This window comes from Marinobacter sp. BSs20148 (assembly GCF_000283275.1).
GTDB classification, from domain to species: Bacteria; Pseudomonadota; Gammaproteobacteria; order Pseudomonadales; family Oleiphilaceae; genus Marinobacter; species Marinobacter psychrophilus.
On the sequence record NC_018268.1, the window covers coordinates 2,061,833 to 2,086,795 of the forward strand.

Here is a 24,963-nt window from a genome sequence, read left to right on the forward strand (position 1 = left end):
ATATGCGCGAAAAAGTATCGTTCGATGACGAGCCCCTTATACTCGTTGATGAAGATGACAACGAAATAGGCTATCGCTCAAAAAGCGACTGCCACGAGGGCCATGGAACCCTTCACCGGGCGTTCTCGATTTTCCTGTTCGACAAACAGGGCCGGGTGTTGCTGCAGCAGCGTGCGGCGGGCAAACCGCTCTGGCCGCTGTACTGGTCCAACAGCTGCTGTTCGCATCCCCGACGCGGTGAGACGATGGACCAGGCGCTTCACCGCCGTCTACGGGAAGAACTGGGGCTAGAAGCGTCGCTGACATTCGTTTACAAGTTCATCTACCAAGCCGATTTCAGTGATCGCGGTGCTGAGCACGAATTGTGCCACGTATACATCGGCTCATCGGGCGGCGAAGCCCGGGTGCACCCGGCTGAAATTGCCGACTGGCGCTGGGTGCCCATCGAAGAAGTGACTCGCGAGCTCGAAGACGCGCCATCCGAGTACACACCCTGGTTCAAGATGGAATGGAAGGCACTGATGGACCAGGGGCGCAACCATATCGACACTAGATAGTGAACGAACTGCCGCAACCACAGGTTGAGCTGGCGTTCGGGTTCTGCACGACAAACTGTGCTCCTTGTAGCCCCTCCTGATAATCGACCATTGCGCCTACAAGATACTGATAGCTCATGGGGTCGACCAGAAGACTCATGCCGTCTTTTTGAATCACCGCGTCTTCATCATCTTGCACCTTATCGAACGAGAAGCCGTACTGAAATCCAGAGCAGCCGCCGCCGGTTACGAACACCCGAAGCTTCAGGTTCTCGTTGCCTTCTTCTTCGACCAATTCACGTACTTTGGACACCGCACTTTCACTGAGAAACAGCGGGGTTATGGTGTGTTCCTGGACTATGCTCAAAATTGCCTCCGGGTACTTTGGTATTCGACTGTTTGTTACATCACGTGTTTGGCTGTGCTAAACGTTGCAAATGTTTTTTAGCGATGGGATCGCCCTGCTCTGCCGCGAGACGATACCAATGGCCCGCCAGGGTCATGTCCAGCGCGATACCTGAGCCATTTTCGTAAAGCTCGCCCAGACTGCGGTGTGCCAAAGCAAAATTTTGTTGTGCGGCGAGCTGCATCCAATAAAAAGCGATGGTCTCATCTTTAGGCACTCCACGGCCCCGCAAGTATCGCATCGCCAATAAACGTTGCGCACGGGCGGAGCCCTGGTCAGCATCGGTTTGTAAACCCACCACCGATTCTTCCCAGGTCAAAAAGGCTTTTTTTTCGTTCAGTTGATCAGCCATATCTGTGGCTCCTATCAATCTTTTCGTCACGCCTAATAATGTCTACAGTCAGGTGATTTTTGATCAACTTTCCCGTTACTTTTTCGGTCATGACGAGCAGCTGTAGTACGACGATCCGCCAACTTCGAAGAGCTCCAGCGGCTTCAGTCGATAGTATTTCTTCTCTACGTCTTGCGATTGCTCGGCGTATGGCTGGGTCATGACGTCCTGCAGTTCTTGTACTAGAGAGTAGTTACCGGCTGCTGCTTGTTGATACGCAGGTACAACGAACCACTCCCGCAAACTGTATTTTGGGTTGACGAGTTTCATCTCTTGAGAGAGCTCCTCACGAGCGCGCGGCGGAGTTGCCGTTGCGTCGGTTGTACTGATAATGCCAGCAAGCGTTTTCCATTTTGCGAGCCACTCACCCCAACGCTTGTCCATGTCTTCGAGGTCTGTTTTAAAAGTTGAGCCTTTATAAAAGCTTTTTTTGAGCACGCCAATGTCATCGGGCACCGTTGAGAGTTGGCGAAAGAAAACGGTGTAATCAACAGATGTTTGCATCATCAACGTTGTGAGTTCATTGACTAAGGCCTGGTGAAAGGTGGCGAGTCCAAGTTTGGCAGCCCACATCTTCTTCATTTGCGTTTGCATCGCTTTCGGAAAATCACTTTGGATCTCGTCGAGCTCAATTAGACAGTCCTGATGCGCTGTCAGCAACGGGCGTAACGCCGAACAAAACGTGTAGAAGTTACGTTCGGCGGCTTCTGGCTGATTCAGGAACGAGAAGTGATGTCCGCCACCCGTCCATGGCTGGTACTGCGGATCAAATACATCGCAGAATCCGAAGGGACCATAGTCGAGGGTGAAACCGCCGGCCGCACAGTTGTCACTGTTGAAGTTTCCCTGGCAATAGCCGACACGAATCCAGTTCGCTACAAGCGATGTGAGTCGACCGCAAAACTCCCGCGCAAGCAACACCACTTTTTCGCTGGTTGCCAGGTTCTGATCGATGACGTCACCGTATTCACGGTCGATCAGGTGCAACACAATCTGCTCAAGCTCTTCCATCGCTTGCGGGTGTTCTTTCTTGCGTGCACGGCGACCGAAGAGCTCCAGTTGACCAACCCGAATAAACGAAGGTGCAACCCGCGTCGAAATGGCGACAGCGTCCGATACCAGTGTGTCCGGATCTCTTGAATGTGAGCCTTCCGAATACCAGGGCCTCCTGACCTTCTCTGTTTTCGACACGTACAAACTCAGCGAACGCGATGTTGGCACCCCAAGCGCGTGCATGTGCTCCTGCGCCAGAAACTCCCGAACACTCGACCGAAGAACGGCCCGGCCGTCCGCGCCGCGGCAGTATGGCGTGCGGCCGCCACCCTTAAGCTGCATTTCCCAGCGCTGACCGTTGATGACGGCTTCAAGCACCGAAATGGCGCGCCCGTCGCCGTACCCGTTGCCAGTTTGGAACGGGCACTGTTGAATGTACTCGGTGCCATAGATGGAAAGCGCGTAGCCACATGCCCAACCGACCTTGCGCATCGGCTCTGGAACGAATGCGATGTCGCCGGAGAATACACGAACAAAGTCGGCCGACTGAGCCATGCTGTCGGCGAAGCCCAATTCGCGAAACAGGTTTTTGCTATGCGCGACGTACTCCGGGTTTTCGATTGGCGTGGGAGTGACGGGAACATAGTGGCCCGTGAAAACTTGTCGTGGGGCGTGGTCGTGTCCATTTACTGTCGCGTCAGGGTCGCAGTTGAGGGAATCCATAAGCGAATAATTTGCCAACGTTGCAAGATCGTTGAGCGTCGAGATATTAAGGGCGGTTTTCTGGAGCGGTCGCTTTATCACAATGACTCCTTATGGCGCGGGTAGAAAGGTTGCGTTCCCGCTGCGTGGTCGGTCACATCAATAATCTCCTCGATTTCCGGGGCGACTCTTTTGAGCATGACTTCGAATCCCTGCCTCAGCGTTACCTGAGAGGACGCGCATCCCTGGCAGCCTCCGCTCATGGTGATAGAAAGCTTCCCTTGCCGTACCCCCACAATAGAAATCTTCCCGCCGTGGTTAGCGATTGAACGATTGACCTCTTTGTCGAGGAGTTCCTGAACAGCCGTAGTGAGCTCTGCATCGGTTTTTCCTTGCCTGCGGTTATCAACAGGCATCTCCAGGATCGCCGGCACGCCGCTGCGCAGTTGCGTACGGATGGCCATTCCGATATCTGCTTTCAACCCTGACCAAGAGGCAGTCGGCTCTTTGCAGACGGTCACCACGCTATCGGCAATCAGCACGTTAGCCACGCCAGTAAGTGCGAACAGTTGCTCTCCGAGCGGCGAACCAACGGCTCGTTCTTTGTTGCCAAAAAAGAACGGGCCGCCAGGATGCAAGGTACGGCTGACAATGAACTTGCACGTGTCAGGATCGGCGAGCGAAGACTCGGCGCGAATACTGACCGGTTGATCCGCAAGCAGAAAATCAGACATTTTCAACATCGCCCGCTGCAGCGCTCGCACCCAAGGCGCGTAGGTTGTTAAATGAATATATTCCGCTGTTATGGCCGTCGTTCCAATCGAATTTGACCGCGTAGTTACCGATGCTCACGATTTTTTGCGGAGTCACATCAGGTCGTATCGTCTTTGGATCGAGCAGCTTGCGTCCGCTCATCTCCTCGACACAAAGGGCGCAATGACATGCCAGGCGCAGATCGCGGACGTCAAAGTCATCGCGATGACCATCCTCCCAGAGAACGGATAAAGTGCGCGGATCGCGACGCAGTAAACCGATCGGGGTGTTTTGTGATCCAGCAGGCCGCGCCGCATCTTCCGCCCAGTCCGGAGCCCCGTCGTTGCTGTCCCACGTCCAGACAAAGGGTTTTAGTACGGTGATCGACGCGTGAAGTTGCTCTACAAGCGCCGTAGCGATGGATGCATACACCTTGGAGCTAACCGATGTTGGCTGTCCCGCCACGATCGGGAGACCTTCATCACCGCTGGTAACGACATCGACATCGAGAGGTAAGGCACCCAGAAACGGGACATTAAGCTCTTCGCTCATCTGCTCACCGCCACCGTGACGAAAGATATCCGTGTTCTCGCCGCAGTGAGGACAGGTGAAGGTGCGCATGTTCTCGACAAGCCCAAGAATCTTGACATGCACTTTCTCGAACATCCGCAAGCCTCGGCGAGCGATCTTGAGGCTCACAGTCTGTGGCGTCGTTACGATCACCACGCCCGACAGTGGCATACTCTGTGCCAGCGTCAACTGGACGTCGCCTGTGCCGGGTGGCAGGTCAAGAATCAGGTAGTCCAGCGATCCCCATTGCACGCCGTCGACGAACATTTTGAGGTATTTTCCAACCATTGGCCCGCGTAAAACAGCCGGCTCGTCATCTCCGGTGAGCATGCCCATCGACACCACCTTCAGGCCGTGCTGTTCCGCCGGGATCATCTTTCCCTCCGGGGTCGTCGCTGGCCGCTCACCGGTTGGGATGCCGAGCATGCCGGGGATACTGGGGCCAAGAATGTCGGCGTCTACGATTCCGACGCGCGCCCCTAGCCGCTGCAGTGCCAGGGCTAAATTTACACTCACCGTGGATTTTCCGACGCCGCCCTTGCCACTTCCGACGGCGATGATGTGACGTATCCCCGGCAGCTTATCGGCGCTAACGGCTGACCCAGATGACGTGTCAGGCGCGTGAGATTGATTACGGTCAGTGTTCTGCATGATTAAATTCCTTGTATTTTCAATTAACGGGGGAGAACGTGGCTTTGATCTCTGCCGCCAAAATAACAACCAATCCCAGCTCATACACTTATTGCCTGCCATCATTTTGCGAAAGTCGATAAGCCTGAAACTCAGTAGATCGGCATCGTGCCGTCGATTTGCAGAGCCCAGGCATGAACGCCACCTGTAAGGTTGCTAACGTGGTTAAAACCCTGTTTTTGTAAAAACAACCCGACTTGCATACTACGTACGCCGTGGTGGCAGATGCAGACAATTGAATGCTCCAGATTCAGTTCGGAAAGCTTGTCATGAATGGTATTCATCGGCATCGTCAACGCACCGCTAATATGACAGATCTGGAATTCCCACGGTTCACGTACGTCGAGTAATACGGGGTTCGGGCGTGCGGCATCTCCGAACCATGCCGCGAGCTCTGGTGCAGTCAAGCTCTGCATAGTTGGAAGCCCGCCTATTACTGGTTTTGAGGTCATCAAGCCAGCGCTGACTGAAGCAATTTCTGCAGTTCACCTTGCTCATACATTTCACGCACAATATCGGCACCACCGACAAACTCACCCTTGATGTAGAGCTGAGGAATGGTCGGCCAGTCGCTGTACACCTTGATGCCATCGCGGATTTCCGGATCGGCCAGCACATCGACAGCAGCAAAATCCCGCACGCCGCAGGCATTCAATATCTGCACCGTCGTATTCGAAAAACCACACAGTGGAGACTGGGGCTTGCCCTTCATGTAGAGCACGACGGTATCCGTTGTGATCTGACTAAGAATTTTTTCCTGTACGTTCATTCGTGATTGCTCCACGTTATTGGGTGCCCAATTGCGCCCAGGTTTGGGGCGTAAAAGTGCGCATGGCCAGCGCGTGAATCTCCGAGCCCATCCGATCTCCGAGTGCCAGATAAACCAGTTGATGCTGCTGTATCTTATTTTTGCCGGCAAATTGCTGGCTCACAATGACCGCTTCGAAGTGTTGGCCGTCATCGCCCTGCACTTCTACGTGATCGCAGGTCAGGCCATTGATGATGTAGTCTCTTAGATCATTCGCTGTCAGCACTTTGTTCTCCCAAGGGTTTCTACGGCCTAGTGACCTTCACCAATACGATAGGATTATAGTATCGTTCCGAAACTATAATATTGTCAAGATAGTTTAAAAGCGCGACGGCCAAAACCTGACTAAAGGGGGTTGAACTGGACAGTCATGCGAACGCCGATTGGGTTTATTACCCGGGGCGTATCGCGAACGTCGTCCGCTTAACCACTTCCCATAGCCCATGACACGGCCCGGGATATGGCTTCACAGACAATAAAAACATCGAAGCCATAGGCTATTTGACATGCATACGCTCAGAAAATGATAGGCGCAATGTTCAGTCCGTTTTGGCTGAAAAAACTTGGAACGATCTCCCTCAAACCTGCGGTCGCAAAATAAACTGTATTTTGCTTTAACAGAGCTGAGCAAAGTGGTCCGGATTGGCGTTCTAGACCCAGGTTGTATTCACGAGATTCAACGCTAATGAGAGCCACTTTGCCGAGACAGAAAATACAAGCTTTTTTGTTACTGGAGAATACGGCATTATCATCTAAACTAAGCGCTAATACGTACTTTTTAAAAATTTAATACGTATAAACGCGATGTAAAGTCGACAATTGTTAGGAGGGATTCCTGAATACCCATAAAGGTCTCGTGAAATGCACAACCTGCCTCTGGAGTTGCAGTTCGCGGACAGTGCACCACCGTCCGGCCTGAACGCACCAATAAGCGGCGTTTTTGTAGGCAATAAGCACCAAGATAAACGCTCGTTTTCAGGGATGAAGTTTTATTACTATAATAATCATAAAGTTATACATACTGGCTTGCGCTTTGCTTTAGCACAGTGGGTGTGTAACTAACTGAAACTTCGGAGATTTACGATAATGAAAAAACAACTCTTACTGGTCGCTATTGCGACAACCCTCGGTGGCACCCTAATGGCAGGAAGTCTGCAGGCCGCAACCCTGGATGACGTTAAATCAAGGGGGCACGTGCAGTGTGGTGTTACCTCCGGTTTGCCGGGTTTCTCCCAGCCAGATGAAAACGGCGACTGGACCGGTATCGATGTGGATACCTGTCGCGCAGTAGCGGCCGCAGTCTTTGGCAGTGCGGACAAGGCACAATTCACGCCGCTGACAGCGAAAGAACGCTTTACCGCGTTACAGTCCGGTGAGATCGACGTGCTTTCCCGTAACACCACCTGGACTCTAACCCGCGATGCTTCCCTGGGCCTTAATTTTACAGGCGTCAACTATTATGACGGTCAAGGTTTTCTAGTTAGCAAAAGTTTGGGTGTAGACGACGCTGATCAGTTAGACGGCGCAACGATCTGTATTCAGGCGGGCACGACAACCGAACTGAACTTGGCGGATTATTTTCGCACCAAAGGCATGACCTTTAACCCTCTGGTATTCGACACCTCCGAGCAGACTGTCAGTGGCTTCGCTGCTGGCCGTTGTGATGTTCTAACCTCTGACCGTTCACAGTTGGCCGCCTTGCGCAGCAAACTGGAAGACCCCAGCAGCGCGATCACCTTGCCGAACATCATTTCTAAGGAACCTCTTGGCCCTGTCGTTCGTCAAGGCGATGACCAGTGGTTCAATATTGTGAAATGGGCGTTGTTTGTGCAAATTAACGCGGAAGAACTGGGTGTCACCCAGGCCAACGTTGCAGAAATGAAGTCGTCTACAAACCCCGAAATCCAGCGCCTGCTCGGCACCACTGGTGACATGGGCGAGAAGCTCGGTGTACCGGCTGACTTCGGCTTCCGGATCATCCAGACCGTCGGTAATTACGGCGAAATGTACGATCGTAACGTCGGACCAGACACCCCGCTTGGGCTCGACCGCGGTCTAAACGCCTTGTGGAATAACGGCGGTATTATGTACGCGCCACCGGTTCGTTAATACCCGATAGCCATGACATTCCGGTTGCTACGTGACCGGAATGTTTGACGTTCAGCTGCCCCTGGAAACCAGGGGCATTTTTCGGGTTAATCTATGAACGAATCCAATATAACTTCTTCAAACGGCGCGCGGCCAAAGCCCTGGAACAACCCCAAGGTACGGATGTTTGTATTTCAGACCCTCGCGCTGGGCACTGTTTTCTGGTTTGGCTGGACACTGTTCCATAACACCCTGAGCAATATGGAAAGCCGCGGTATTAGCACAGGTTTCGGCTTTCTGGACGAGACTGCGGGTTTCGGCATCATCATGACCTTGATTCCCTACGACTCCACCATGACCTATGGCCGCACTTTTTTTGTCGGTCTGCTTAATACCTTGCTCGTCTCCGCCATGGGTGTTGTAGCGGCTACGATCATCGGTTTCGTTGTGGGTATAGCACGACTTTCCAGCAACTGGCTCATTGCCAAGTTAGCGCTGGTGTATATTGAAACCATTCGTAATATTCCGCTCCTGCTGCAAATTTTCTTCTGGTACTTTGCCGTACTGCAGACTCTTCCCAGCCCGCGTCAAAGCCTCGATGTAGCTGACATGTTTTTTCTCAGTAATCGTGGCCTTTATTTCCCGACTGCAAGTGCAGAGCCCGGGTTCGGCTGGGTAATGGCAGCGTTGATTGCGGGTATCGCCGCGGCAGTTTTCATACACCGCTGGGCCAAAAAACGCCAACTCCGCACTGGCCAGTTGTTTCCGGCTTTACGGGTCGGTACGTTGCTGATTCTGGCTTTGCCACTGTTGATGTTCATGCTGGTCGGCAGGCCCCTGGTCTGGGAAATGCCGTCACTGACCGGTTTTAACTTCACCGGTGGGGCTTCAATATTGCCGGAGCTTGCCGCACTCTGGATTGCCCTGTCGCTCTACACCGCCAGTTTTATTGCGGAAATTGTCCGCTCCGGCATTCTGGCGGTAGACCGTGGCCAAACGGAGGCTGCTAGTGCACTCGGTCTAAAGTCCAGTTTCACCCTGCGACTGGTCATCATTCCACAGGCCATGCGAGTCATTATTCCGCCCTTGACCAGCCAATATCTAAACCTGGTCAAAAACTCGTCGCTGGCAACCGCGATCGCCTATCCAGACCTGGTATCGGTGTTTATGGGCACCACCTTGAACCAGACAGGACAGGCGGTTGAGGTGGTTGCCATCACCATGGCTGTTTATCTCACTATCAGCTTGATCATTTCGGGTCTCATGAACATTTATAACCGCGCCGTAGCGCTGCAGGAGCGATGATGAGCCTTCCATCGGAATTGCCGCCCCGTCAGGACCTCGGTGTTACTGGCTGGATGCGTAAAAACTTGTTTTCAACCTGGTACAACATTGTGCTGACGCTGGTCGCCGCCTATCTGGTGATTACGAGTGCGGGGCCACTGCTGAACTGGGTGATTCTTGAAGCGACGTTCACCGGCGAAAGTGCCGCTGACTGCAGTGGTGAAGGCGCTTGTTGGCTGTTTGTCGGTCAACGGCTGAACTTCTTTATCTACGGATTTTATCCCGATACCCTGCAATGGCGCGTTGACATCATGTTCGGCCTGCTCGCGGTGGCTTTTGTACCTCAGTTTATTGAGCGCTTCCCGCGCCGCAAGTGGTTCGGTGTCTTCGGGCTGACCGGCCTGCCGCTGATCGGATACATCCTGATTCCCGGTGGCTGGTTTGGACTGGAAGAAGTTCAGAGCAGCCGATGGGGCGGCCTGATGCTGACGTTAATCCTTGCCTATGTAGGCATTCTGGCAGCATTGCCAATAGGCATCGTACTGGCACTTGGGCGTCGCTCAGACATGCCTATTATTCGCGGCATGTGCGTCGTTTTCATTGAAGTCTGGCGTGCCGTGCCGTTGATTACCGTGTTGTTCATGGCCTCTGTGATGCTGCCTTTATTCCTGCCGGATGGCGTCAACTTCGAAAAGCTGATGCGGGCGTTGATCGGTATTACTCTCTGGCAATCGGCCTATATGGCAGAGGTGGTACGAGGTGGCCTGCAAGCAATCCCGAAAGGCCAGTATGAGGCTGCCAGCGCTCTGGGGCTTGGCTATTGGCGCAAAACCGGGCTGGTGGTATTGCCGCAGGCACTGACACTGGTGATCCCCGGTATCGTCAACACCTTCATTTCCTTATTCAAAGACACCACGCTGGTCCTCATTATTGGCCTGTTCGATATTCTGGGAGCGGTGCAGTCGACCATCACTGACCCAGCCTGGCGCAACGTCACTACGGAAGGTTACGTCTTTGTGGCCTTCTGTTTCTGGATTTTCTGTTTCGGCATGTCCCGTTACAGCCAGAACCTTGAACGAAAACTCGACACTGGTCATAAAACTTGACGGGACACCAACATGACTGAGCACAACACGGCACAAAACCTGGAGGGTGCGCGCACCGCCCCGGTTGAATTGACCAAGCGCACTGACAAGACCATTATCAAAGTCGCCGACATGCATAAATGGTACGGCTCCTTTCACGTACTCAAGGGCTTGAACCTTGATGTGAAGGAAGGTGAGCGGATCGTTATTTGTGGACCTTCCGGTTCAGGAAAATCAACATTTATACGGTGCATCAACCGGCTGGAAGAACACCAGCGCGGTCAGATCATTGTGGACGATGTCGAGCTTACTGACGATGTAAAGCAGATCGACACCGTGCGCAAGGAAGTCGGCATGGTGTTCCAGCACTTCAACCTGTTTCCGCACTTGACTGTACTAGAGAACTGCTGTTTAGCCCCGCTGTGGGTGCGCAAGGTACCCAAGCGGGAAGCCCTCGCCACCGCTATGGAATATCTGGATCGGGTGAAGATTCCGGAGCAGGCGGACAAATACCCAGGTCAACTTTCCGGTGGCCAACAACAGCGCGTCGCCATTGCCCGGGCGCTGTGCATGAAGCCAAAAATCATGCTGTTTGACGAGCCCACCTCGGCGCTCGACCCGGAGATGATCAAAGAAGTATTGGATGTGATGATTGAGCTGGCCGGCAGTGGCATGACCATGATTTGTGTCACCCACGAGATGGGCTTTGCCAAAACCGTAGCGGATCGGGTGATCTTCATGGACCAAGGCGAGATTGTGGAGTTGGCGCCGCCAGAGGAGTTCTTCTCTAACCCCAAGGAAGCGCGGACCCAGCAATTTCTGAATCAGATTTTACAGCACTGATTCGATGACTACTGATGACAACGGACGTCGGTTCTAGGGTTTCTCCCTAAAGGGACGTTGCCCGCGTTTTACTCATAACCGGCAGCCCAACTGGTGCGGCCGAGTTCTGTTGCGCGTGCGACGTCTGTTTCAGGTACAACGGATATGTCTCCGAGTTCTCTCGAGTCGTAATGAAATACGCACAAACGTGACGCAAATTCGGCGAATGGCAGCGATGCTTCGCCATGCCGCTCTCCATGGCCTTGAGTCGAGCAGTTAATCCCCTGCCCCCAATCCTGGCCGCTGTCATTATTGGGATTATAAAAATAGATACGCATCTCGCCATGGCTATCAAGTCCGACGCGAATGATGGTGATAGCGTGGCGCCCCACAAGGCGCCCTCCGCTGTCGGTGACCGCAATACCGGCCGGTTGTGGGTGTATTACGGGTATGCTGCCGTTGTAATAAGGGTGATAACAGGCGTAGAAATAACGTATGAAGTCCGGATAATCGTGAATTTTCCCTGTTTCGCAGTTAATAACGCTGAGAAAATCCTGCCCTACCCACCAGCCGTACATTTCCGGGTTGATCCATCGATGCAAATCATCGTCGCGCTCGCCGCACAAGCGCCCCATCTCCGCATAAATGCGATCAAGATGAGGCACCAGAATCAGTGAAACCGGGTCCACATCGGTGGGCAACTCTTTGGCAAGACCTGGTTCCAGGTGCTGTGAGGTAATCCGCTGACCTTCGAAGCGCATGATGACATCGTCATCGCGGGCCGCCCAGGCGACCAGCTGCAATAGAAAATCGGCGTCGTTGAAGGCCCACATGGAAAGACCAATAACCGACTGACACGTCGGGTTATTACCTTGGCCAACACCCAGCGGTTGCCCAAGAAGGCTTAATACACCGGCGAGTAGATACACCCTTGGCGGGTGGGCGTCACCAAAAACCTCGCTCAGAGCACCAGCTGCTGCCGGGCAAAGTTTCAGTTCAAGCTGCCGCCACAGGCCCGACGCTACAGACGGTGTGAACAGACCACCACGTTCAAGAAATACAGCCAGACCGTACAACGCCTGGCGTGTTTCCGGGTGTACAACCTGGTCGATCAGCTCAAACACGATCTCTTGGTAGCATTGAAGAACCTCGATGCCAGTGCTGCTCAGACCCAGCGCCAAAGGTATAAAGTCATCCCGAAGCCCCCGCAGATGCCGTAAGAGCATAGGGTGGTAGGGCGAGACCATGCCCGTCTCATGCATTGCCTTGGCAAAGCCCTGCGCCTCTTCCGACAGTGCTGGTTCGTCCATGGCGGCCAAGCGTTCGCTGTAAACCGCGAAACCCGGGTCATCACGGCACCCTTTCGCTGGGCCAAACAAAGCACGAACAAGCCGCGCGGCCTTGTCCATCCCTTCGGTCTCTATGTTGGGATCAAACAAGCATTTGGCAATCTGGCCGACCATCTGCTTGATGCTGTCTGTCTGTATCGGGCGCTGGGCCAGCAAACGACGTACTTCATCCACCAGGCTGTCAAGAATGCTCTCGTAGCCAAGCCTGCTTAACAGATACTGATAGAGAGAATTGACGATCTGCCCTAGCCCCTGCGGCCGCTCCCGATCGGCTTCGCTCATCTGACCAGACAGCAAGTCCAGGTTCAACGCCGTCACCTGAGTCAGAAAGCGCCTGGCCTGCTCTGCTGAAATTCCGCGATGACGGTAATCACCCATAGCCACAGCAAGGAGGCGAAGCTCACTCAAGGCTTCGATAGACGTGTAGTCTGGCGCTCCCAGACGTAGCGTGCGTACGGCAATTGCGGGTCGCAGAATAGCGGGTTGGCCCCAATCACCGTTGGTAAATATGCCCTTGGTTTCCATTGCCGGTACTCGGGCGTAAAGCGCATCCAGTCCGCCAGGAGCCTCCATAACGTGAAGTGCCGCTGCCAGTACCTCCCTGTTCGAAGCCAGTCGGTCAGTCTGGCGTGCAAGCGCAAGCCGTTCCAGCGTCTCGTCAAAACGTGCGACTAAAGCAATAGTAGCTTGGTCAAAACAGGTAACAGTCAAAATATTTTCCTTGCCTACTCAATTGGCTACTCGCGCTCGGTCGAAGATGCTCTTGTGGCGCTAAGGAAGCCATTGATTCCGGCGCTCTCGTTTCAATTTGTGACTAAATCGTCTATATTACAGCAGGGGGTTGAAATAAATAACCTTTTAAAGCCGCGCAATGAGAACGTCTTCAATCTAAGTGTCTCGCCTAATTTCGGGTTACTCAAACGCCTCCCTAAACGAAATTATTTAACGGCTCGGTTTCCATTTTGCGCTCCAAATCCAGCGCAGCTTTTAGACACGCCTTTAAGGAGCACGTCGAATGTCAATAACATCTGAGAAAGAGCTACCCCAATCGGTAACAGCCTGGCTTGACCCGGAAATGGACTCGGTTAAAGGGACCGAAACTCCCAAAGATCCGAGCAAGGGCTACATCGCACTGCTTGGCTGGAGTGTTAATGCAATCAAGGCCGCGCAAAAGTTCGACCGCCGCTACATCGTAATTGCACCAGATTGGGCTGCTGATTTTTGTACGGCAAACAAAATTCCTTTCATCGCATGGGATTTTCTCCGCTTGAATGATCGGTCCTTGGAGATCGCAAAAAGGCTCCAGGCGGAAGGTGTTGATGTGGCAATACCGCTGTTCGAAGAAACCGTCGAATGGTCCGGTGCCATCAACTCCGTCTTGCTGAACAGCCCCCGCATGTTCGGACAGTCCATCTTGTTCCGCGACAAATCACTGATGAAGCGCCGCGCTCAACTGGGCGGCATTCGCGTTGGGATTTTTGAGGAAGCACACGATAAAGAAGACATCGTTCGCTTCATGAAGCGTGTTAACCAGACGTTGCTGAAGCTTGACGGTGACCCGGACGACCCGATCCACGTCAAAGCGTTCGACAAGGCCGGTTGTCTAGGCCACCGGATGATCCGCAAGGTTGAAGAAATTGACTACATACCGGCTGAAGATTACCCCCTGCTGATGGAAAGTCACCTGGATGGTTGGGAATTTGCCGTCGAAGCCTGGATCCACGACGGAAAAATCAAGTTTCTGAATATTTCCGAATACGTCACCTTGGGTTATTCGGTATTTGTTCCTGCTACCGATCAACTGGAAAGCTGGCGCAACGCGATCACCAAGCAGATCGAGTTGCTGGTTAAAACCTTCGACATTCAGTTCGGTTTGATTCACCCCGAATACTTTGTAACGGCTGACGGCGAAATGTACTTTGGCGAGGTTGCTTACCGCCCGCCCGGATTCAAGGCGTTCGAGCTGATTGAGAAAGCTTACGGGTTTAGCGCTTACCAAGCATCAATGCTGGTGTTTGACCCCAAAAGCACGAAAGAAGAAGTAGACGCCTTTTTCCCGCGGGAAGTGGTTGATGCAAAATGCTACGCAGGTTGCTTCGGCGTGTATCCAAGACGCCGCGTGGTCAGCAAGCTGGAGATGCCCAGTGAAACGGTTGATCACCCCTACTTTGAGTCTCACGAATTGGTCGCACCGACGGAAGAGACCGTTCCTGACCGGTCAGCTTTCGGAACACATTGGGGCCTGATTTTCTTCACAGGTGACGATCCCATCAAGATGCGGGACCTGCTGAAAGCCCAGGAAGATTTGGACTTCTACGTTTAAGGGTTTGGCTTAATCTGCTTGGTTTTCCCATTGGGAAACCAAGCAGATTTTCACTTTTCAACCATTTACGCTACTTGTCTGACCATGCATTTCAATGGTCACTTTCGGCCTCTACAGAACACATCCTCTTAATTTAGTGATCTTTCTTTAGCAAAGCCTGAGTGCGGCTTTTGTTGAATCGTTTGCTGGCACCCGCCGGTTAGCTTGGGAGCCTGTTTAGCGAACCGTGCCTGTCAGGCACGATTGTGCACGTGGACCAGGAACTCCGTTCCCTTGTTGTCTGACTGTGCGATCTCCAGATTCCAGCCCAGTCGTTCGCAAACCAACCTCACGATCAGCAAACCAAAGGTGGTGTTACTGAACTCTCCAGCCGTTGTGGTAATGGCGCTCGGCGCCCCGGTAGAGCTCAAGTGCTCCGCTATTGCATTGGGAAGGCCGGCGCCGAAGTCTCGCACCGAGATTCGGTTTTCGATCAGGCGAACCTCCACCCCGGAATGGGTATGCCTTAGCGCATTCTGCAGCAGGTTGCGCAGTAATATTCGCACCAGGGCGGGCTGGGTTTTGACTCTCAGCCCGTTGCTATCGTTGGAGACAGTGATTCGCCCGGAGTAGGCCGAATCCCCATGTTCGAGGTCATCAATGGTGTTTTGAACGATCTCCTGCAGCACAATGATTCTGGCATTGCCCTCGGATGCCTCACTGCGGGCAAGTTCAAGCAGGACATCGGTATCGTCACGCATGGTTTGCATGGCCCGACGGACACGGGCAAGAGTTTTCTGATCCGCCGCCGACAAGCTTCGGCGTTGTTCCAGCACATTTAAGGCACCACTCATCACGGCCAGAGGCGTACGAAGCTCATGGCTGGCCAGTTTTACAAAGGATTTTTCACGCTCGATATGATGTTCAAGCGCGAATAAAAACCGGTTAAACGCCTCGGCAATATCGCAAAATTCTTGATCCGGGTAGTCCGTTGCAATTTGTTGCATTGAGGATCCGGGCACCGTGTTCAGCACTTCATGGGTTAACTTTTTGAACGGACGTACAAGATATCTTGCCCCCGTGCGGGCAATAAAAAGGCCGATGAGCAGCATTAAGCCAGCCACACCCACCAAGACGAGCAGAATCAAATTCTCACGGTTCTCCATGATGGTGATATCTTTGGCCAGGAAAAGCTTGCCAGAAGGCGTTTCAAGCTGCCGGCCGTAGATCAGCAGCGTTGTCTGTCCTACTTCGATTTCCTGGGAAAACGGCAAAGAGAGGCCCCGGAAATATTCTGGCATCACTGCGTCTGCTTGGCTTTCTGGTAGAAAAACGGCTACAAGCTGCGCCGTTTTAATGGTTTGAAAATGCCCTTGCTGAAGTTGTTCCGTGAAATACTCGGCTTCAGCCTTGAGCTCCAGACCCAGAATGGTGTCCTCAACGTCATTAACAAACAGTTCGACAATAAACATCGACGTCGCTGTGGTGGCGGCAATCAGAAAAAAAAGCGTTCGCGCGAGGCGTGCGGTCAAAGATGACTTCATTGCGTCTCAGGGATCTCTGTTGCCGGGGCTTCCAGACTGTATCCGCGGCCATGGATTGTTTTGACTAACCCATTGCCCAAGCCAACTTGCAAAGATTTTCGAAGGGTGTAGATATGGGTGCGAAGGCTGTTGCCTTCGGTTTCGCCATGATGAGCGCCCCATACGGAATCTGTTAGCGCCTCGTGGCTGAGAAAGCTCGGATAAGCTCGCACCAGCAATTCAAACAGGCGAGCCGGCGTGCCGGACAAAGTTGTTTTCGATCCACGTAGCGCCACTTCTAGCGTACCCGGGTCAAACCGAATTTCGCCGGCCGCCAGAACCGGTCTCTGAGGCGAATGGCGCCGATGCAAGGCTTCAATCCTTAGTTGCAGTTCACGCAGTTCAAACGGCTTCACCAGGTAATCATCTGCACCGCAATCAAATCCCTTTTCCTTGTCGGCCATTGCACTCAGTGCCGTCATCAGAATAACGGGGGTCTGGCATTGCAGGTCTTGACGGATACGCCAACAAATATCATAACCATTGACACCGGGTAGCATCAGATCAAGCACAATCACGTCATAGCTTTGTGTAGCCAGAAGATGCAAGGCCGTTAAACCGTCCGAGGCAAAGTCGAGGTTGTAGCGGTTTTCACCAAGAAACTCGAACAGGTTTTCCGCCAGATCGACCTGGTCTTCAATAATCAGCAGCCTGAGAGGAGACTGAACAGGCGCTTTCCGAGAAACGTGGCTAGAACTTTGGCCGGAATGTTGAAGAGAAGCTTGATTAGATGTCATTCGAGCGAACTCCCTTAGTGTCAGACACCGATTGCTGATCGCGGCGGAATCCATCAATGACCAGTAATTGATAGCGCTTATTCTCCATAATTTTCCGGGCGGACGGTGAAAAACCAGCGACTTTTTCGCTCGACCATTTTTGGGGTACCGCCACATACAGATGTTCAAATGCGCCAATGCGGGGGAAATTGGCCAAACCGTTCCTCGTGACTTCCAAAGCGGTTCCACCTGAGTAAAATCTGGCTGAAAATGGCAGATCGTCCAGATAGATCAACGGGCTGTCATCGGCTTCCCTGACCTGCTGATAATAACTTACCAGTTCCTTCTCTGTTTTGAGCGGCGTCCAGCCCAAGACGGCAATACACACAAATCCGGTCAGTAAGACAGGCACAAACGCAACCAAGCCACCACGCAAAGAAGACAACCAGAAAGGCTTACATTCTGACACCCAGCGGCCGATCAAAATGGCGGTAAACGGCAGTGAAGGCAATATATATGTCCAGAGTGTATTACCTGCAAGCGTGAAAAACAGCATCGGTGCCAGTGCGCTTACCAGCAAAAAGCTAACGCCCGGGCTCGATAGTGTTCTGCTTACGATGCCGTGTCTTTTGCCCCTGAACCACGCCAATGCCAGGCTCAACAATGCGACTATGCCCCAGGGGAACGAGGCCCACAACCAGAACATCCAGATCATGCCTTTTGGCTGGTCATGAGCGCTGCCATAAAGGTCGCCCGCCCACCCCGGATCCAGAAAACGGCGAATATGCTCGCCAATGATAAAGTAATCCAGAAACCCGGGCGTCTTTAACTCTGCCAGTATGTACCACGGACAGACCAGAACAGCTGTCATCAGTGTTCCTCGCAACCAGGGCAGTCGCCTCAGATTGTTGACGGCTTCCCGCCAAGAGAGCAGTAACCACAGCACGATGGGAATTCCGACCAGCACCAGGGCCAAAGGCCCCTTGGACAACAGCCCGATCACCAAGCCAATAAAGAAAAGCCAGCGCCACCGACCGCCTTCCGCCATCATCACCAAACAGAAACTAACCAAAGTGAGTGTTGTGCCCAGAGCTAAAAAGGCGTCCGTCATCACCGCGCCAGCGCTGATATACGTCAGGGCCATGGTGGCGAAGACCAGACTGCTCCATTGAGCCACCTGAACACTCCAAAGTTGCCGCGCCAGTCGCCAGACCAGGCAGACCATTGCAAGCGTTGCCAGCCAGGAGGGAAAACGCAGCGAAAACTCCGACACGCCAAACACTTTGATGGCCGCCGCCTGGGCCCAAAATGATAAAGGCGGCTTACCCCAAAAGGGAACGCCGGGCTCAAACCAGGGTGTAATCCAGTCTCCGGTTTCGGCCATCAGGCGGGCAATCTCCGCGTAGCGGGGTTCGGTGGTGTCGGCAAAGGGAAACAGCGCCATGCCGATGAAGCGACTGACCATTATTGCAGCCAGTATCAGCAACCAAACGTTAAACCGCTTTGACATGACGCGTCTCCGTCATTTTTTGGTTAGCCTGCTGGCGCAGACCATCCTGACTTTCGAAGACTTCCTCTGTCAGGTAGACCGGCCGCTGCTTCGATTCCATATAGGTCTTGCCAACGTATTCACCCACGATGCCTACGCTCATCAGCTGAATGCCCCCCAAAAAGCTGATGATGGCCACAAGCGACGGATAACCGCTGGTCGCATCGCCCAGCATGATGGCCTTCACCACAATCCACAGTCCGAAGACCGCGCCCATAGTGGCGGCAATAAGCCCGATCACGGTCGCCCAGCGCAATGGTGAAATAGAAAACGAGGTCAACCCTTCAAGAGCCAGACCTACCAAGCCGGGGTAATCCCATTTCGTTTCCCCGGCGACTCGCGGTTCACGGTCGTACTGGATGACCTGAGTGGGCATGCCAATCCAGGCAAACAACCCTTTCATATACCGATTGCGCTCCTTCAGCCCCAATAGAGCATTAACCGCTTTGCGGCTCATCAACCGGAAATCGCCGGTATCCACCGGAATAATTGTCCGACTGGTTCGGTTCAACAAACGGTAAAACAGGTGTGCACTCCAGCGTTTGAACGCAGTTTCGCCCGCCCGGGAACGGCGCTGCATCAAAACAACGTCAACACCAGATTGCCAGCATTCGACCATAGCCGAAATCTGTTCGGGCGGATCTTGCAGATCAGCGTCAAGCACGATCACCGCATCGCCCTTGGCGTGTTCCAGCCCCGCCGTCATTGCAGCTTCTTTGCCAAAATTACGGCTTAGTTTGATCAAACGAACGCCTGGCGTTCGTTCGATAACATTGCGAATGTACTGGGCACTGCCATCGTCACTGCCATCATCAACCAGCACGACTTCCCAGCGAAGATTCAGTTTGGCAAGCACGGGTAAAACCCGGTCGAAGAATATAGGAAGCATCGGGCGCTCGTTGAAGAGCGGCACCACCAGTGATAGTAGCTGCCCATCAAACGAACCATCAAATGGTAAATCGGGAAATTTAACGCGTTTGTTCATGGAAAACCAACCTTTGGTAGACGATGTAATTCAGTGCAGCAACAAGAGCTGTGGTCACGGCTTGTGACAACGGTACGGAAAGTGTCAGAACGTTATTGAGCAGGGAGAACAAGGCGAGATTGCACAGCCAGGCGACAAAGCAGGAGCCGATATAGCGCCAGAGAGTAACCCTGTGGGGCCCGGAATTACGAAATGCCAGACGCCGCTGGAGGCCATAATTCAGTGCAGCGCCAGACACGCTTCCACTTGCGGTTGCCAGAGTGGGCTCAAGTCCGGCGCCGATCAGCGCTGCCATCACAAACCAGTGAAACAGCGTGGCAAGACCGCCGGCGGCAATAAATCCCTGCAACTGAAGCGGTACGAATCTGTTCATTATGAAAATAACCACCACATTGACGACTGAAAAAGTCGGCCTGATATTGAAAGCCTACGATAGCCCAACCCATGTCATGGCTTTGTGGAGGTTTCATCAGGAAAATGTCAAAAATTGACAGATTGCGGTTTATCTCAGAAGAATTTTTAAGCTGAACCCCTTCATTAAGCTACTTCATAAGTCGGCGAAACCCGCCCGAAATCAGCATATTGACCTCGTTAAGAATCTTTGGTGCAGCCAGTCCGCCGGGAGTAGCCAGATAAATCGGGCTCCACTTCGGGTCAAATTTCTCTTTAAAGGCCCGGAGCCCTTCGAAATTGTAGAAATGTTCGCCGTGCTCGTAAACGAAGCCGCCAATGCGGTTCCAGAGGGGTGCCAGCTGGCGGTTTTCTATGCCCGAAAAGGGAGCGGCACCCAGTGAGAACCATCGATAATCTTGGGCCGAACCCCAGAGCATGAGTTCCGCAAGCAGCGCATCCATCGCGAACCCGGGGCCGCCGGGACGAGGGCGCATAAGATCGAATGACAATTCATGCAGATTAGCGCCCTTGAAGAGATTAGTGAAAGCGGCAATCTCGCCCTTATTGCTGCGCAAGACGGCCATGTCGAAATTGGCGATATAGCCTTCTTTGAGAGCTCCAAGCGAAAACCCCTTCTCCTCTCCCTGCTTACTTTTGAGCCATGCACTTGAGACCCCTCGCAGCTCGGCCATTGATGAAGCGAGCCTGGCCGCAGAAACCACCTCAACCACCTATCAGATGAAGGGCAAAAACGACAATCACCGCAATAACAAGTGGAACAGCGATCCTGAACGAAGGATGTTTGAGGATGCCCGGCATCATGCAATCACACCAAATATTCGACCTACACCAGCCGTGAGTGACATTGCCAGAGCGCCCCAAAATGTCACTCTGATTGCGCCAAACGCTATTGGGCCCTCGCCTGCCCTTGCAGCAATCCCGCCTAGGAGAGCGAGAAAAACCAATGAAGACACGGCGACAACAGAAATAAGTTGGCTACCGGGTACAACCCACGCTGCCGCCAACGGAAGTGCCGCACCAATGGTAAACGTGCCTGCTGAAGAGCAGGTTATTGAGACCGACTCTTTAGAAAATCCCTTTAAAGAGAATAGTTCTCAGCAGGCTCAATTCACGATGGTTAGTTTATTATTGATGGTGTGAGTGCCGTCTGCTTCCTTAGCCAGCTTTACAGCAGTATCGATTTGCGTCTGCGCGTTAACGACACCCACCAGGCGCACATCACCCTTCCGCGTGGTCACGCTAATATCAAAGCCATTTATTGCAATATCACCATCGAGCGCTATCTTGACATTTTTCGTCACGTCGCCATCCGCTACGTTGACGGCATTCGAGATATTCCGCTGTATACCTTCGAAATTTCCGGGGGGCTTATTGCAAGCCGTCAACAGTAAAAGGCTGAAAAAGACGATGCTAAAAAACTGTGTTCCACGATACTGACTCATCTTAGTTTACCCATTGCTGGCAGGGTTTCCGCCAATTTATAATTTGTCAGACTGCGCCTAACCGCGAAGCATGCCTGTGCGTTGTCAAACACCAGCGGTCCTCCAGTGACCGAGGCTGAAAGACGAGCCTTATTTCAGCGAAACTCAAAATTTTCCTGATGAAAGCGCACCGACACGGACTGTTGCTTGAGTCCGCTTCGCAGCGCCTTTGCCAGGCCTTGCGGCCCGCAAAACCAGACGTCCACCTTGGGGGCATGAATCTGCAGTTGGTTCGCGGTCAATCGCTGCCCCTCCAGGCTGTCGTAGATGTGCAGTGATATGTCCGGAAGTTGCTCCGTCAGTTGTTGCAGGCGAGTCACCATTGGGTCATTCACCGCTCCTGCGGTGCAGTAGTGGAGTGTCACGGCTGGATGTCTTTTTTCGTTATTGATCAGGCGGTTGTCCAGTGCTGCCAGAAACGGTGTGATGCCGATACCGCCCGCCACCCAGGTCTGCTGAGCGCTTTTTCTGCCGCGGTCGAGATCAAAACGACCATAAGGGCCTTCGAGCGTCACCGCCTGGCCGCTGTGCAGCTTCTGGGGGATCTTGCGGGTGTAGTCTCCTAACGCCTTGATCTGAAAGCTGAGCTGACCGGTGGCATTGTCCGCACAGGACAGGCTAAAAGGATGTGCCCCTTCGACCCGGTCGAATGTCACCAGGGCGAATTGCCCGGCGCGATGCCCGGGCCACCGCTTGCCCATGTCACAGACAACCTCCGTGATGTTCGCTGAGGTCTGCTTGACGTCCTGAACCAGTCCCTTGTAGCGGTGACTCCGGCCGATCTTTCCGGTCAGTGATTGCAGGCTCGCGGTGGCACCACCGACTATTAACAGCGCCATCAGCCAGCCGGTGGGTTGTTGCCACCACAGCAGCGGAGCCAACAGCAGTGCATGGGCGGCCAGTGCCAGATAAATCAGTGGCATCACCCGGTGCAGGTAACGCCAGTAACCGAAGGGCACCCAGCGAATCAGGGTAATAACAACCAGAAACACCAGCAGATACAGGCCGGGTTCGCCCAGATCTTCAGCGCCATCCTGCAGACTGTCCAGCAAGCCCGAAAGGTGTGCTTCCTTCAAACTGCGATCCGAGCCAAACAGGGCTTCAAGGGCATCATCCGCCATTTCGATCAGCCAGTGCGCCAGGGCAAAACTGACGGCCATAATGCCGGTCCATTTATGCAACTGATACATTCTGTCCAGACCACCCAACGGGGATTCCAACCACCCAGGGCGGGTAGCCAGCAGCATAGTGATGGACATGAAGTTGATGGCAAAGTATCCACTGAGTGTCAATAACAGTTCATAACTCAGACCAGCAGTCCAGACACTCAACTGAGCTGCTAAAAGCAGAAAAAGGACGACACTGGTGCGTAGGTTGGGCACAAACAAACTCCGTTTGGGTTTGTTTGAATTATGCAGAGTTAACCTGACACCAGTCTTAAACGTCCGGCTTTCATTCGACCACAACAATATTGAGTTCGGCTTCAAAACCGTCGCTTTGGCCCGAGGCAGGTGATCGCAGGTTCAGGGTTATGCCCGCGCCGCTGGTAATGGCTTCAACAATCGCAAGCCCAATGCCGGAGCCTAGTGTTTTTGTGTTGGAGCGGACAAAGCGATTACGCAATAAGGCGAGCTTCGTCGGCGATACAACTTCACCGCGATTGACCACTCGCAGGATACCGTCATCTGTCAGGCTGATATTCACAGGTTGATCGTCTGCGCCATGCCTGAGGGCATTCTCGATCAGATTCCGAACCAGAATGGCGAAGGCATCCAGGTCCAGTAATGACCTAACCTCATCATCAGGCAGCTTGAGTAGGAGTCGGCCGGGCGCCTGGTGGTCATAATCGCTGGCAACCATCCGCAGTATGGGCACCAGGTTGTCAACCTGCTCCGATAAAGCACTGCCACCCTCAGCTTTCGCCAGTTCCAGCAACTTCTCTGACAGTCTTGAAAGGGTGCGAAGCGACTCTTCAATCTCGCTGGCTCGTGCTTTAACTCCTGCATCCTGCGTTTCCGTCTTTAACCGCTGTAGCTTGGCCAGCGCCGTTGCCAGTGGGGTTCGCAATTCATGGGCGCTGTTGGCGGTAAAACTACGTTCTGCTTCAAGGGCCCGACGCAGACGTTCCAGCAACCGGTTCACCGAGATCATGATGGGTTCAAACTCTTCCGGCAAACGCTCGACTGCGACGGGCGAAAGGTCGCTACCACCGCGGACTTCTATAGACTGCTGCAATCGAACCACTTGGCGAAGTGAACGTTTTATCACCCACCACACCCCAACCAGGCTGATAGGAATCAGAAATATAAGCGGCAACAGTAATGCAAGGCTCGTGTCCAGAACGGCTTCGCGCCTGTGGTCCAAAGGTTCGGCAACCTCGATATAGAGGGTTTCGCTGATGGCTGATTCCCCGTAGATCCGATGAGTTGGCGTGTCAGAGAAGCCTTCTCGCGGAAGGGCGCCGAAAATCTGGGGGTCCGCGTCGTGGGATTGCAGCAGCAACTTGCCTGACTTGTTACGAACCAGATAGGTGAGATACTCGTTGTGTTCTTTCAGGGCCAATACCCGCTCCAGACCTGGGCCCCCTTCCCGGTTCAGTATGTCGGTCACCGCCAATGGCAGGATACGCTGCGCTGTTTCCTCCAATGCACTGTCGAACACCTCGTTCATTTCGTGCCGGGCCACCACGCCTGATGCGATAACACCCAACAGCCAGAGCAAGGTCACGCCAAGGGTAAGCCAGGTGCCGAGGGTTTTATGTAAGCTGGTTTTAATGCTCATTGGGTTCCAGCCTGTAACCCATACCTCTGACCGTCACTATGGCATCGTGCCCCAGTTTTTTGCGCATACGGCTGATGTAAACCTCTATGGTGTTGCTCTCAATTTCGGCCCCGAATTCGTACAGCCGGTCTTCAAGCTGAGCCCGCGATAGCAGTATTCCCGGGCGTTGCAGAAATCCCTCAAACAGCGCCCATTCGCGGGCAGTAAGCTCCACCGGCTGGCCGTTGCGGCTGATGCGGTGGTCACATAGATCCACTTCAAGGTCCCCTACGCACACCAGCGGATTTGGATTGCCGCGATAACGGCGTGCCACGGCGGCCACCCGGGCAGACAACTCTGATAAGTCAAAGGGCTTCACCAGGTAATCGTCGGCACCGGCATTCAGCCCCGCGATGCGGTCTGATACTTGGTCCCTGGCGGTCAGAATAATCACGGGGGTTGTGTCACCGGCTGCCCTCAGCTTTTTCAAAAAATCAAAACCGTGACCGTCTGGCAGCATCAGGTCGAGCAAAATCAGGTTATAAGGCGTGGTTTTCACGCTCGTATCAGCGAAAGCGAGGCTCTGCACCCAATCTACGGCATGGCCATCTTCGCTGATTTGATCCCGCACGGCCTCACCCAACCCGTTTGTATCCTCAACCAACAGTACCCGCATATCTCACCCTTCGCGTGATC

The 24,963-nt window shown here is 53.4% G+C and carries 26 protein-coding genes; 6 read left to right on the forward strand and 20 right to left on the reverse strand.

Going from position 1 to position 24,963, the window contains the following annotated elements; genetic code table 11:
* Positions 1-2: 2 nt before the first annotated feature.
* On the forward strand, positions 3-557 hold the full coding sequence (idi, locus tag MRBBS_RS09330; protein WP_041635213.1) for an isopentenyl-diphosphate Delta-isomerase: 555 nt from the start codon (positions 3-5) through the stop codon (positions 555-557).
* Here the strand turns inward: idi and erpA are convergent.
* The 8 genes from erpA to MRBBS_RS09370 form a co-directional block, all read right to left on the reverse strand.
* Positions 550-903, reverse strand: a complete 354-nt coding sequence (erpA, locus tag MRBBS_RS09335) for an iron-sulfur cluster insertion protein ErpA (protein ID WP_014871238.1) — start codon at positions 901-903, stop codon at positions 550-552. The two genes, idi and erpA, sit on opposite strands and share 8 nt — an antisense overlap.
* A gap of 40 nt (positions 904-943) precedes the next feature.
* Positions 944-1,294, reverse strand: coding sequence for a tetratricopeptide repeat protein (locus MRBBS_RS09340; RefSeq protein ID WP_014871239.1), 351 nt, complete (start codon positions 1,292-1,294; stop codon positions 944-946).
* Between the two features lie 87 nt (positions 1,295-1,381).
* Positions 1,382-3,130, reverse strand: coding sequence for a protein adenylyltransferase SelO (locus MRBBS_RS09345; protein ID WP_041635214.1), 1,749 nt, complete (start codon positions 3,128-3,130; stop codon positions 1,382-1,384).
* Positions 3,127-3,762 (reverse strand): NifU family protein, encoded by a 636-nt coding sequence (locus tag MRBBS_RS09350; protein WP_014871240.1) that lies wholly within the window; start codon positions 3,760-3,762, stop codon positions 3,127-3,129. The genes MRBBS_RS09345 and MRBBS_RS09350 overlap by 4 nt, the downstream gene beginning before the upstream one ends.
* The gene (locus MRBBS_RS20350; RefSeq protein ID WP_041635215.1) at positions 3,755-5,002 is read right to left on the reverse strand and encodes a P-loop NTPase; all 1,248 of its coding nucleotides are present in this window, start codon (positions 5,000-5,002) and stop codon (positions 3,755-3,757) included. The genes MRBBS_RS09350 and MRBBS_RS20350 overlap by 8 nt, the downstream gene beginning before the upstream one ends.
* Positions 5,003-5,133: 131 nt before the next feature.
* A complete protein-coding gene (locus tag MRBBS_RS09360) occupies positions 5,134-5,457 on the reverse strand; it encodes a rhodanese-like domain-containing protein (protein ID WP_041635563.1) in 324 nt (107 codons plus the stop codon).
* A gap of 35 nt (positions 5,458-5,492) precedes the next feature.
* A complete protein-coding gene (gene grxD, locus MRBBS_RS09365) occupies positions 5,493-5,810 on the reverse strand; it encodes a Grx4 family monothiol glutaredoxin (RefSeq protein WP_014871243.1) in 318 nt (105 codons plus the stop codon).
* A gap of 16 nt (positions 5,811-5,826) precedes the next feature.
* On the reverse strand, positions 5,827-6,075 hold the full coding sequence (locus MRBBS_RS09370) for a BolA family protein (RefSeq protein WP_014871244.1): 249 nt from the start codon (positions 6,073-6,075) through the stop codon (positions 5,827-5,829).
* A gap of 860 nt (positions 6,076-6,935) precedes the next feature.
* Between MRBBS_RS09370 and MRBBS_RS09380 the strand changes: the two genes are divergently transcribed.
* The 4 genes from MRBBS_RS09380 to MRBBS_RS09395 all read left to right on the forward strand — a co-directional run bounded on the left by MRBBS_RS09380 (position 6,936) and on the right by MRBBS_RS09395 (position 11,149).
* On the forward strand, positions 6,936-7,958 hold the full coding sequence (locus MRBBS_RS09380) for an amino acid ABC transporter substrate-binding protein (protein ID WP_014871246.1): 1,023 nt from the start codon (positions 6,936-6,938) through the stop codon (positions 7,956-7,958).
* 93 nt (positions 7,959-8,051) lie between these two features.
* On the forward strand, positions 8,052-9,242 hold the full coding sequence (locus MRBBS_RS09385) for an amino acid ABC transporter permease (RefSeq protein ID WP_014871247.1): 1,191 nt from the start codon (positions 8,052-8,054) through the stop codon (positions 9,240-9,242).
* Positions 9,242-10,327: an amino acid ABC transporter permease gene (locus MRBBS_RS09390; RefSeq protein ID WP_014871248.1), complete on the forward strand. Its 1,086-nt coding sequence runs from the start codon at positions 9,242-9,244 to the stop codon at positions 10,325-10,327. The genes MRBBS_RS09385 and MRBBS_RS09390 overlap by 1 nt, the downstream gene beginning before the upstream one ends.
* A 111-nt stretch (positions 10,328-10,438) precedes the next feature.
* Positions 10,439-11,149 (forward strand): amino acid ABC transporter ATP-binding protein, encoded by a 711-nt coding sequence (locus MRBBS_RS09395; protein WP_319795906.1) that lies wholly within the window; start codon positions 10,439-10,441, stop codon positions 11,147-11,149.
* 68 nt (positions 11,150-11,217) lie between these two features.
* On the opposite strand, the gene MRBBS_RS09400 is transcribed toward MRBBS_RS09395, so the two are convergent.
* Positions 11,218-13,188 carry a hypothetical protein gene (locus MRBBS_RS09400; protein WP_014871250.1) on the reverse strand — a complete coding sequence of 657 codons (1,971 nt, stop codon included), beginning with the start codon at positions 13,186-13,188 and terminating at the stop codon, positions 11,218-11,220.
* 304 nt (positions 13,189-13,492) lie between these two features.
* On the opposite strand from MRBBS_RS09400, the gene MRBBS_RS09405 reads away from it, so the two are divergent.
* Entirely contained in the window at positions 13,493-14,800 is a 1,308-nt protein-coding gene (locus MRBBS_RS09405; protein ID WP_014871251.1) for an ATP-grasp domain-containing protein, read from the forward strand.
* A 233-nt stretch (positions 14,801-15,033) separates the two neighbouring features.
* On the opposite strand, the gene MRBBS_RS09410 is transcribed toward MRBBS_RS09405, so the two are convergent.
* The 11 genes from MRBBS_RS09410 to MRBBS_RS09455 form a co-directional block, all read right to left on the reverse strand.
* The gene (locus tag MRBBS_RS09410) at positions 15,034-16,323 is read right to left on the reverse strand and encodes a sensor histidine kinase (protein ID WP_041635217.1); all 1,290 of its coding nucleotides are present in this window, start codon (positions 16,321-16,323) and stop codon (positions 15,034-15,036) included.
* Complete coding sequence (locus MRBBS_RS09415) at positions 16,320-17,099, reverse strand: response regulator transcription factor (RefSeq protein WP_014871253.1); 780 nt, start codon at positions 17,097-17,099, stop codon at positions 16,320-16,322. Before MRBBS_RS09415 ends, MRBBS_RS09410 begins: the two co-directional genes overlap by 4 nt.
* Entirely contained in the window at positions 17,089-18,588 is a 1,500-nt protein-coding gene (locus MRBBS_RS09420) for an ArnT family glycosyltransferase (protein WP_014871254.1), read from the reverse strand. Before MRBBS_RS09420 ends, MRBBS_RS09415 begins: the two co-directional genes overlap by 11 nt.
* Complete coding sequence (locus MRBBS_RS09425) at positions 18,572-19,612, reverse strand: glycosyltransferase family 2 protein (protein WP_014871255.1); 1,041 nt, start codon at positions 19,610-19,612, stop codon at positions 18,572-18,574. Before MRBBS_RS09425 ends, MRBBS_RS09420 begins: the two co-directional genes overlap by 17 nt.
* On the reverse strand, positions 19,596-19,985 hold the full coding sequence (locus MRBBS_RS09430; RefSeq protein WP_014871256.1) for a GtrA family protein: 390 nt from the start codon (positions 19,983-19,985) through the stop codon (positions 19,596-19,598). The genes MRBBS_RS09425 and MRBBS_RS09430 overlap by 17 nt, the downstream gene beginning before the upstream one ends.
* Positions 19,986-20,154: 169 nt before the next feature.
* Positions 20,155-20,697, reverse strand: a complete 543-nt coding sequence (locus tag MRBBS_RS09435) for a phosphatidylglycerol lysyltransferase domain-containing protein (RefSeq protein ID WP_041635218.1) — start codon at positions 20,695-20,697, stop codon at positions 20,155-20,157.
* Positions 20,698-20,823: 126 nt separating this feature from the next.
* On the reverse strand, positions 20,824-21,030 hold the full coding sequence (locus tag MRBBS_RS18975) for a VIT1/CCC1 transporter family protein (RefSeq protein WP_264640478.1): 207 nt from the start codon (positions 21,028-21,030) through the stop codon (positions 20,824-20,826).
* A 99-nt stretch (positions 21,031-21,129) separates the two neighbouring features.
* Positions 21,130-21,468: a BON domain-containing protein gene (locus MRBBS_RS19665; RefSeq protein ID WP_041635219.1), complete on the reverse strand. Its 339-nt coding sequence runs from the start codon at positions 21,466-21,468 to the stop codon at positions 21,130-21,132.
* A gap of 134 nt (positions 21,469-21,602) precedes the next feature.
* The gene (locus MRBBS_RS09445; RefSeq protein ID WP_014871262.1) at positions 21,603-22,889 is read right to left on the reverse strand and encodes a ferric reductase-like transmembrane domain-containing protein; all 1,287 of its coding nucleotides are present in this window, start codon (positions 22,887-22,889) and stop codon (positions 21,603-21,605) included.
* A gap of 70 nt (positions 22,890-22,959) precedes the next feature.
* A complete protein-coding gene (locus MRBBS_RS09450; protein ID WP_014871263.1) occupies positions 22,960-24,288 on the reverse strand; it encodes an ATP-binding protein in 1,329 nt (442 codons plus the stop codon).
* Positions 24,278-24,943 carry a response regulator transcription factor gene (locus MRBBS_RS09455; RefSeq protein ID WP_014871264.1) on the reverse strand — a complete coding sequence of 222 codons (666 nt, stop codon included), beginning with the start codon at positions 24,941-24,943 and terminating at the stop codon, positions 24,278-24,280. Before MRBBS_RS09455 ends, MRBBS_RS09450 begins: the two co-directional genes overlap by 11 nt.
* Between the last annotated feature and the right edge of the window lie 20 nt (positions 24,944-24,963).

Excerpts from the sequence above, each read along its gene's own strand:
- MRBBS_RS09420 (WP_014871254.1), bottom strand. The coding sequence starts at position 18,588 with ATGTCAAAGCGGTTTAACGTTTGGTTGCTGATACTGGCTGCAATAATG.
- MRBBS_RS09450 (WP_014871263.1), bottom strand. The coding sequence starts at position 24,288 with ATGAGCATTAAAACCAGCTTACATAAAACCCTCGGCACCTGGCTTACC.
- MRBBS_RS19665 (WP_041635219.1), bottom strand. The coding sequence starts at position 21,468 with ATGAGTCAGTATCGTGGAACACAGTTTTTTAGCATCGTCTTTTTCAGC.
- MRBBS_RS20350 (WP_041635215.1), bottom strand. The coding sequence starts at position 5,002 with ATGCAGAACACTGACCGTAATCAATCTCACGCGCCTGACACGTCATCT.
- MRBBS_RS09455 (WP_014871264.1), bottom strand. The coding sequence starts at position 24,943 with ATGCGGGTACTGTTGGTTGAGGATACAAACGGGTTGGGTGAGGCCGTG.
- MRBBS_RS09390 (WP_014871248.1), top strand. The coding sequence starts at position 9,242 with ATGAGCCTTCCATCGGAATTGCCGCCCCGTCAGGACCTCGGTGTTACT.
- grxD (WP_014871243.1), bottom strand. The coding sequence starts at position 5,810 with ATGAACGTACAGGAAAAAATTCTTAGTCAGATCACAACGGATACCGTC.
- MRBBS_RS09340 (WP_014871239.1), bottom strand. The coding sequence starts at position 1,294 with ATGGCTGATCAACTGAACGAAAAAAAAGCCTTTTTGACCTGGGAAGAA.
- MRBBS_RS09350 (WP_014871240.1), bottom strand. The coding sequence starts at position 3,762 with ATGTCTGATTTTCTGCTTGCGGATCAACCGGTCAGTATTCGCGCCGAG.
- MRBBS_RS09405 (WP_014871251.1), top strand. The coding sequence starts at position 13,493 with ATGTCAATAACATCTGAGAAAGAGCTACCCCAATCGGTAACAGCCTGG.
- MRBBS_RS09380 (WP_014871246.1), top strand. The coding sequence starts at position 6,936 with ATGAAAAAACAACTCTTACTGGTCGCTATTGCGACAACCCTCGGTGGC.
- MRBBS_RS09415 (WP_014871253.1), bottom strand. The coding sequence starts at position 17,099 with ATGACATCTAATCAAGCTTCTCTTCAACATTCCGGCCAAAGTTCTAGC.
- MRBBS_RS09435 (WP_041635218.1), bottom strand. The coding sequence starts at position 20,697 with ATGGCCGAGCTGCGAGGGGTCTCAAGTGCATGGCTCAAAAGTAAGCAG.
- MRBBS_RS09385 (WP_014871247.1), top strand. The coding sequence starts at position 8,052 with ATGAACGAATCCAATATAACTTCTTCAAACGGCGCGCGGCCAAAGCCC.
- idi (WP_041635213.1), top strand. The coding sequence starts at position 3 with ATGCGCGAAAAAGTATCGTTCGATGACGAGCCCCTTATACTCGTTGAT.
- MRBBS_RS09360 (WP_041635563.1), bottom strand. The coding sequence starts at position 5,457 with ATGCAGAGCTTGACTGCACCAGAGCTCGCGGCATGGTTCGGAGATGCC.
- MRBBS_RS09410 (WP_041635217.1), bottom strand. The coding sequence starts at position 16,323 with ATGAAGTCATCTTTGACCGCACGCCTCGCGCGAACGCTTTTTTTTCTG.
- MRBBS_RS09395 (WP_319795906.1), top strand. The coding sequence starts at position 10,439 with ATGCATAAATGGTACGGCTCCTTTCACGTACTCAAGGGCTTGAACCTT.
- MRBBS_RS09430 (WP_014871256.1), bottom strand. The coding sequence starts at position 19,985 with ATGAACAGATTCGTACCGCTTCAGTTGCAGGGATTTATTGCCGCCGGC.
- MRBBS_RS09425 (WP_014871255.1), bottom strand. The coding sequence starts at position 19,612 with ATGAACAAACGCGTTAAATTTCCCGATTTACCATTTGATGGTTCGTTT.